General features: G+C 71.8%; 6 protein-coding genes. 4 read left to right on the top strand and 2 right to left on the bottom strand.

From position 1 onward, the window contains the following. A partial coding sequence (locus tag ABZ281_RS28010; RefSeq protein ID WP_356659845.1) for an IMP dehydrogenase occupies nucleotides 1-700 on the top strand: 700 nt, incomplete at its 5' end. A 105-nt stretch (nucleotides 701-805) separates the two neighbouring features. Beyond that, nucleotides 806-1,930 (top strand): GuaB3 family IMP dehydrogenase-related protein, encoded by a 1,125-nt coding sequence (locus ABZ281_RS28005; protein WP_356659843.1) that lies wholly within the window; start codon nucleotides 806-808, stop codon nucleotides 1,928-1,930. A gap of 87 nt (nucleotides 1,931-2,017) precedes the next feature. Here the strand turns inward: ABZ281_RS28005 and ABZ281_RS28000 are convergent, their stop codons facing one another. Then, the gene (locus ABZ281_RS28000; RefSeq protein ID WP_356659841.1) at nucleotides 2,018-3,226 is read right to left on the bottom strand and encodes a nucleotide sugar dehydrogenase; all 1,209 of its coding nucleotides are present in this window, start codon (nucleotides 3,224-3,226) and stop codon (nucleotides 2,018-2,020) included. Nucleotides 3,227-3,497: 271 nt separating this feature from the next. Between ABZ281_RS28000 and ABZ281_RS27995 the strand changes: the two genes are divergently transcribed. Beyond that, the gene (locus ABZ281_RS27995) at nucleotides 3,498-5,204 is read left to right on the top strand and encodes a glycerol-3-phosphate dehydrogenase/oxidase (protein WP_356659839.1); all 1,707 of its coding nucleotides are present in this window, start codon (nucleotides 3,498-3,500) and stop codon (nucleotides 5,202-5,204) included. 77 nt (nucleotides 5,205-5,281) lie between these two features. Here ABZ281_RS27995 and ABZ281_RS27990 read toward each other — a convergent pair whose 3' ends face one another. Beyond that, the gene (locus tag ABZ281_RS27990; protein ID WP_356659837.1) at nucleotides 5,282-6,325 is read right to left on the bottom strand and encodes a serine hydrolase domain-containing protein; all 1,044 of its coding nucleotides are present in this window, start codon (nucleotides 6,323-6,325) and stop codon (nucleotides 5,282-5,284) included. Nucleotides 6,326-6,496: 171 nt separating this feature from the next. Here ABZ281_RS27990 and ABZ281_RS27985 point away from each other — a divergent pair. Next, nucleotides 6,497-7,959, top strand: a 1,463-nt coding sequence (locus ABZ281_RS27985) for a serine/threonine-protein kinase (RefSeq protein WP_356659835.1), incomplete at its 3' end; no start/stop codon positions are given.

The raw sequence follows: 7,959 nt of genomic DNA, 5'->3' as shown, positions 1-7,959 counted from the left end.
TAAAATCTTGTCGAGGGGGGGCGTAGAGGTGATCGGCGCCAACGTCGCCACGCGTCACGGCCCCCTGGCGCTCCCCGCCGCCGGCGCCGACGGCATCAAGGTGGGCGTGGGCCCCGGCTCGATCTGCACCACCCGCGTGGTGGCCGGCATCGGCGTCCCGCAGGTCACGGCCATCTACGAGGCGTCCCTCGCGGCCCGTCCGGCGGGCATCCCGCTGATCGGCGACGGCGGCCTGCAGTACTCCGGCGACATCGGCAAGGCCCTGGCCGCCGGTGCCGACACGGTGATGCTCGGCAGCCTCCTCGCGGGCTGTGAGGAGTCCCCGGGCGAGCTGCAGTTCATCAACGGCAAGCAGTTCAAGTCGTACCGCGGCATGGGCTCGCTCGGCGCGATGCAGTCCCGTGGCCAGGCCAGGTCGTACTCCAAGGACCGCTACTTCCAGGCCGAGGTCGGCTCCGACGACAAGCTCGTGCCCGAGGGCATCGAGGGCCAGGTGCCCTACCGCGGTCCGCTGGCCAACGTGCTGCACCAGCTCGTCGGCGGTCTGCGCCAGACCATGGGTTACGTGGGCGCCGCCTCCATCGACGAGATGGAGACCAAGGGCCGCTTCGTGCGGATCACCTCCGCGGGCCTCAAGGAGAGCCACCCGCACGACATCCAGATGACGGTCGAGGCGCCGAACTACAGCCGCAGCAAGTAGCGGCCCGGCCTTCCGAGGGCGGCTCCGGGGCATCCGGGGCCGCCCTCGTCGTGCCCGTCGGCGATACTGGAAGACGCTGCAACGCATCAGGGAAAGGCCACAGACGTGACTGAGATCGAGATCGGGCGCGGCAAGCGCGGCCGCCGGGCGTACGCCTTCGACGACATCGCCGTCGTCCCCAGCCGCCGTACGCGGGACCCGAAGGAGGTCTCGATCGCCTGGCAGATCGACGCCTACCGCTTCGAGCTGCCCTTCCTGGCCGCCCCCATGGACTCGGTCGTCTCCCCGGCCACCGCGATCCGGATCGGCGAGCTCGGCGGCCTCGGCGTGCTGAACCTCGAGGGCCTGTGGACGCGCCACGAGGACCCGCAGCCGCTGCTCGACGAGATCGCCGGGCTGGACTCGGAGACCGCGACCCGCCGTCTGCAGGAGATCTACGCGGCTCCCATCAAGGAGGAGCTGATCGGGCAGCGCATCAAGGAGGTGCGCGACTCCGGCGTCGTCACCGCCGCCGCGCTCTCCCCACAGCGCACCGCCCAGTTCTCCAAGGCCGTCGTGGACGCGGGCGTGGACATCTTCGTCATCCGCGGTACGACGGTCTCGGCGGAGCACGTCTCCGGCGCGCACGAGCCGCTGAACCTGAAGCAGTTCATCTACGAGCTGGACGTACCGGTGATCGTCGGCGGCTGCGCCACCTACACGGCGGCCCTGCACCTGATGCGCACCGGCGCGGCCGGTGTGCTGGTCGGCTTCGGCGGCGGCGCGGCGCACACCACGCGCAACGTGCTCGGCATCCAGGTCCCGATGGCCACGGCGGTCGCGGACGTGGCCGCCGCCCGCCGTGACTACATGGACGAGTCCGGCGGCCGGTACGTGCACGTGATCGCCGACGGCGGTGTCGGCTGGTCCGGCGACCTGCCCAAGGCGATCGCCTGCGGCGCCGACGCGGTCATGATGGGCTCCCCGCTCGCGCGCGCGACCGACGGTCCGGGCAAGGGAAACCACTGGGGCATGGAAGCCGTGAACGAGGAGCTGCCACGCGGCAAGAAGGTCGACCTCGGCACGGTCGGGACCATCGAGGAGATCCTCACCGGCCCGTCCCACACCCCCGACGGCTCGATGAACCTCTTCGGCGCCCTGCGCCGTGCCATGGCCACCACCGGCTACAGCGAGCTGAAGGAGTTCCAGCGCGTCGAGGTGACGGTGGCGGACTCGCAGCACCGGCGGTAGGCCGCCCGAAAACGCGGAAGGTCCGGTCACCCCGGGTGGGGTGACCGGCCTTTTCTCATGTGCTGCGCGGTGCCCGGGTCGGCCCCGTCACAGTCGGTGGGCCGCCCCCGTGGGCGCGGCGCCCCGCGTGTCGAGCAGCAGCTGGGCCTTCACCGACAGGCCCTGGAGGTCGTACGTGCGGTGGTGCTGGAGCAGGATGGTCAGGTCCGCGTCGGCGGCCGCCTCGTAGAGGGAGTCGGCGCGGGGGATGGGGCGGTCGAGGACGCTCCAGGTGGGGACGTGGGGGTCGTGGTAGCTGACCGAGGCACCCAGTTCCATCAGGCGCAGGGCGATCTCCTGGGCGGGCGTGCCCTGGAGGTCGGCGAGGTCGGGCTTGTAGGTGACGCCGAGAAGGAGCACGCGGGCGCCCCGGGCCGACTTGCCGTGTTCGTTGAGGAGCGTGGCGGCGCGCTGGACGACGTAGCCCGGCATGCGGTTGTTGACCTCCTGGGCCAGTTCCACCATGCGCAGGCCGCGGCCGCCGCCGGTGGTCATGTCCTGGGGGACGGAGTGGCCGCCGACGCCGGGGCCGGGGCGGAAGGCCTGGAAGCCGAACGGCTTGGTCTCCGCGCAGCGGATGACGTCCCACAGGTCGACGCCCAGGTCGTTGCAGAGGACGGCCATCTCGTTGACCAGGGCGATGTTCACGTGCCGGTAGTTGGTCTCCAGCAGCTGCACGGTCTCCGCCTCGCGGGGTCCACGCGCGCGTACCACCTTGTCGGTCAGTCGTCCGTGGAACGCCGCGGCCGACTCGGTGCAGGCCGGGGTGAGGCCGCCGATGACCTTGGGGGTGCCGGCCGGCGTGACGTCGCGGTTGCCGGGGTCGACGCGGCTGGGGGAGTACGCGAGGTGGAAGTCGCGGCCCGCGCGCAGTCCGGAGCCCTCTTCGAGGAGCGGACGCAGGAATTCCTCGGTGGTCCCCGGGTACACAGGCGACTCCAGGATCACCGTGGTGTGCGGCCGCAGATGGGCGGCCAGGGTACGGGCGGCCCCTTCCAGCTGGCTCAGGTCGAGCCCGCCGTCCGCTCCCCGCGGGGTCGGCGCGCAGATGACCGCCGTGCGCACCCGGCCGAGCTCGGCCGGGTCGGTGGTCGGCCGGAAGCCCCCCGAGAGCATCCGGCGCAGCTCGGCGGGGCTGAGCGAGCCCGCCTCGGGTCCGGTCCGGTAGCCGATGGTGGAGATGCCTGCGGCGACTGCGGCCTGGGCCAGGGGCAGGCCGTACGCGCCGAGTCCGATGACGGCGAGATCTGCGGGCATGGCGTGGCCGTCCTTCCCGATAGCCGAAGTGGGACAGGTACGCAAGCCCTGTGGACAGGACGGGCGAGCGCAATGTCAGACTAGGAGTAAATATGACCGATATGCGGGATTGTCCGGCCGAGTTTCGGTGAGTGTTCCGTGAGCGTTGTCCACAGGCTGGGGGCCCGTGGTGGCTGAAGTCGGGCAACCCGGTCAGAATCTGGGCAGGGGGATACGGACGGGGCTTCACCCGACGGGTGCGGCCCGCGCGACCGATGAGCGGGAGGCAGCGGTGAGGACAGCGACACTCGGACCGGCGCAGCGCGCCGAGTCACTCGCATCTATGGCCGAGCGCGAGCTGGACGTGCTGGTCGTGGGTGCGGGCGTGGTCGGAGCGGGCACCGCGCTCGACGCCATGACTCGGGGCCTGTCCACAGGTCTGGTCGAGGCGCGTGACTGGGCATCCGGCACCTCCAGCCGGTCCAGCAAGCTCATCCACGGCGGCCTGCGCTATCTGGAGATGCTCGACTTCACGCTCGTCCGCGAGGCCCTGAAGGAGCGCGGCCTGCTGCTGGAGCGGCTCGCCCCGCATCTGGTGAAGCCCGTGCCGTTCCTGTACCCGTTGCAGCACAAGGGCTGGGAGCGGCTGTACGCGGGTTCGGGCGTCGCCATGTACGACGCCATGTCCATGGCCCGCGGCCACGGCCGGGGCCTGCCGATGCACCGCCACCTGACACGCTCTCACGCCCTGCGCGTGGCCCCCTGCTTGAAGAAGGACGCCCTGGTCGGGGCGTTGCAGTACTACGACGCACAGATGGACGACGCCCGGTACGTGACGAACCTGGTGCGCACGGCGGTGGCGTACGGCGCCAAGGCCGCCAACCGGGCTCGGGTGACGGGCTTCCTGCGCGAGGGCGAGCGGGTTGTCGGCGCCCGGGTGCAGGACGTCGAGGCGGGCGGCGAGTACGAGATCCGCGCCAAGCAGGTCGTCAACGCCACCGGCGTGTGGACGGACGACACCCAGGCGATGGTCGGGGAGCGCGGCCAGTTCCACGTCCGCGCGTCCAAGGGCATCCACCTGGTCGTGCCGCGCGACCGGATCCACTCCACGACCGGGCTGATCCTGCGCACGGAGAAGTCGGTGCTGTTCGTCATCCCCTGGGGCCGGCATTGGATCGTCGGCACCACGGACACCGACTGGGACCTCGACAAGGCCCACCCGGCCGCGTCCAGCGCGGACATCGACTACCTGCTGGAACATGTGAATTCGGTGCTGGCGGTGCCGCTCACCAGGGACGACGTCCAGGGCGTGTACGCGGGCCTGCGGCCGTTGCTCGCCGGCGAGTCCGACGCGACCAGCAAGCTGTCCCGCGAGCACACCGTGGCGCATCCGGTGCCCGGGCTGGTCGTCGTGGCGGGCGGCAAGTACACGACGTACCGGGTCATGGCCAAGGACGCGGTGGACGCGGCGGTGCACGGGCTCGACATGCGCGTCGCCGAGTGCGTCACCGAGGACGTGCCGCTGCTGGGCGCCGAGGGCTACCGGGCGCTGTGGAACGCGCGGGCGCGGATGGCCGCCCGGACCGGGCTCCATGTGGTGCGGGTCGAGCACCTGCTGAACCGCTACGGGGCGATGACCGAGGAGCTCCTCGAACTCATCGCCGAGGACCCGTCGCTGGGCGAGCCCCTGGCCGCGGCCGACGACTATCTGCGCGCCGAGATCGTGTACGCGGCCTCCCACGAGGGGGCGCGGCATCTGGACGACGCGCTGACCCGGCGGACGCGCATCTCGATCGAGACCTTCGACCGGGGCGCCCGCAGCGCACGCGACGCCGCGCAGCTGATGGCGTCGGTGCTCGGCTGGGACAAGGACCAGATCGAGCGCGAGGTCGAGCACTACCAGAAGCGGGTGGAGGCCGAGCGGGAGTCACAGCGGCAGCCTGATGACCTGACGGCGGACGCTGCGCGGCTGGGGGCGCCGGACATCGTGCCGTTGTAAAGGCGGCGGCAGGGCTCCTTCGGACATCACTCGAACGAGTGCCGGGAAGTGGGATCTTCGTTCGGGGGCGGGTCGTTCTACGAGGTGCGGGGGCAGAACTCGGCGGCGAGCATCGCGGGCTCGAGATCGGGATCTGCAATCGCGTCCGTGTTCACGCGGAAGGTGAGGACACGACGGCCGTCGACGGTGGCCGCGGTGCGCACATAGCTGCCGGATATGTGCCCGTTGTGTCCCCACACCCTCGTGCCGCACGGAAGTTTCTCGGGAAACAGCCCCATGCCGTACGCGCCGTGTGCGGTACGGGTGTCGAGCATCTCGCGCAGCCAGTGCGGGGGCAGCAGCCGACCGCTGAGCAGGGCCGCGTAGAAGCGGTCCAGGTCGGCGAGCGTGGACACCAACTCGCCCGCGGCTCCGGCCACCCGCGGGTCGAGTGCGGTGACGTCGGTGCCGTCGGCGGTGTAGGCGCGGCCGTGCGGTGAGGGCAGCGAGAGTCGGGATCCGGGGAAGGAGGTGCCTGTCAGACGTAGCGGCGTGATGATGCGGCGCTCGGCCTCCGTGGCGTACGCGTGGCCGGTGACCTGCTGGATGACCAGGCCGAGCAGGACGTAGTTGGTGTTCGAGTAGGAGAAGTGGCCGGGTTCGGCCGGGGGGTGGGTGAGGGCGATGCTCAGGGCCTGACGGGGCGTGACGGGCGCGGTCCCGTCGGTGTCCGTGGTGAAGTCGTGCAGGCCGCTGGTGTGGGTGAGCAGGGAGCGCAGGGTCAGCGCGCGGCCGTCGTTGCCGGCTCCTCGCACCAGGCCCGGCAGGTGCTGCTCCACCGTGTCGGACAGCGACAGCCGGTGCTCGGCTGCCAGTTGCAGCACGACCGTCGCTATGAACGTCTTCGTGATGCTGCCGGCCCGGAAGTGGTCCGACCGGGCGATTCCGGGCCCGGCGTCGGCATAGCGGGTGGCGGTGCCCTCCTGGGCGAGCAGGGCCGCGGCAGGGGCCCCGCCCCGCGTCACCAGAAGCGGCAGCACCGCGTCGGTGGGCGGCGGCGAGAGGGCCGACGAGTCGGCCGGCGGCGGCGCGAGGAGCGCGGCGGCCGCAGGCAGCGCCAGCAATGTCCGAAACGGCGGCATGCGGGCTCCTCCCTGGTCAGGGCCCATCATGCAAGGCCGTGTGGGGCGTGCCGCACCCGGGTCTTCGGGGGGCGGGCCCGCGGAGGCTCGCCAGGGGGCCCCTGGGCGCCGGGCACTTGTCGGGTGAGAGACAATGGAGGCTCTGTCAGGGCGGGTTGTATGAGGGGACGCATGTCGGAGGCGGAGCGGGCGGGCACATCTCGTCAGGACACTCGTCAGGACACCAGGGAGCGTCTCCTCGCGGGGCGTTACCGGCTGGGCAAGGTGCTTGGCCGCGGGGGCATGGGAACGGTGTGGCGCGCCGAGGACGAGACGCTGGGGCGGACGGTCGCCGTCAAGGAGCTGCGGTTCCCGACCAACATCGACCAGGAGGAGAAGCGGCGGCTGATCACGCGGACGCTGCGTGAGGCCAAGGCCATCGCGCGGATCCGCAACAACAGCGCCGTGACGGTCTTCGACGTCGTCCAGGAGGACGACCGGCCCTGGATCGTGATGGAGCTCGTCGAGGGCAAGTCGCTCGCCGAGGTCATCCGGGAGGACGGCCTGCTCGAGCCGAAGCGTGCCGCCGAGGTCGGACTCGCCGTCCTGGACGTGCTGCGGTCCGCCCACCGCGAGGGCATCCTGCACCGCGACGTGAAGCCGTCGAACGTCCTGATCTCCGACGACGGCCGGGTCGTGCTCACCGACTTCGGCATCGCCCAGGTCGAGGGCGACCCGTCCATCACCTCGACGGGCATGCTCGTCGGCGCTCCCTCCTACATCTCCCCGGAGCGGGCGCGCGGGCACAAACCGGGCCCGGCGGCCGACCTGTGGTCCCTCGGCGGGCTGCTGTACGCGGCGGTGGAAGGCGCGCCGCCGTACGACAAGGGGTCGGCCATAGCGACTCTCACGGCGGTGATGACCGAGCCGCTGGAGGAGCCGAAGAACGCGGGTCCGCTGAAGGACGTCATCTACGGGCTGCTCACCAAGGACCCCGCACAGCGGCTCGATGACGCGGGTGCCCGGGCGATGCTGAACTCGGTCCTGCACGCGCCCGAGAATCCCGGGCCGGAGCCGATGGACGCCACGAAGGTCGTGCCGCTGCCGGCGCAGCCCGACAGGTCCTCGCGCAAGAAGGGCTCGTCAGGGTCCGGCGGCAAGCGGGGCGAGGAGGCCGGGGAGCGGTTGCGCGGGGCGCTGCGTTCCGTGCGCAAGACCGCCTCGGGCTCGGCTGCCGCGGGAGCTGCCGCCGCGTCTGCCAAGTCCGGCGCCGACGAGGCCTCTTCCGGGTCGGCCGGCACGGTCTCCTCCGGGTCGGACCGTGGTGCGGGCCGGAGCGGGACCGCGGGTGGGTCACCGGCGAAGCCGGGCTCGGGGGCGGACGCCGCCGCCGGTGAGCGCGGTGCGACGGAGACGAAGACGGCCTCCGGGGGGCGGAGTTCGGGATGGCCCGTGGTGCCGCCGCCGGACCTGCCGCCGAGGCCCGTCCCCCGGGCGCCGCTCACCGACGTGGTGCCGCGGCGGACGTTGGTGATCATCGCGGTGGTCGTCGTGCTCGCCGTGATCGGCACCGTGCTCGCCATCGCGCTCAGCGGTGACGACAAGGGCTCGAAGGGGGCCTCCGGCGAAGGCGGCGGGAAGACCGTCGCCACGGC

The sequence above is a fragment of the Streptomyces sp. NPDC006265 genome, assembly GCF_040613555.1.
Lineage (GTDB): Bacteria > Actinomycetota > Actinomycetes > Streptomycetales > Streptomycetaceae > Streptomyces.
Note: the sequence above shows the minus strand (reverse complement) of the source record. Positions and strands in the feature narration are given on the sequence as shown.

Excerpts from the sequence above, each read along its gene's own strand:
- ABZ281_RS28000 (WP_356659841.1), bottom strand. The coding sequence starts at position 3,226 with ATGCCCGCAGATCTCGCCGTCATCGGACTCGGCGCGTACGGCCTGCCC.
- ABZ281_RS27990 (WP_356659837.1), bottom strand. The coding sequence starts at position 6,325 with ATGCCGCCGTTTCGGACATTGCTGGCGCTGCCTGCGGCCGCCGCGCTC.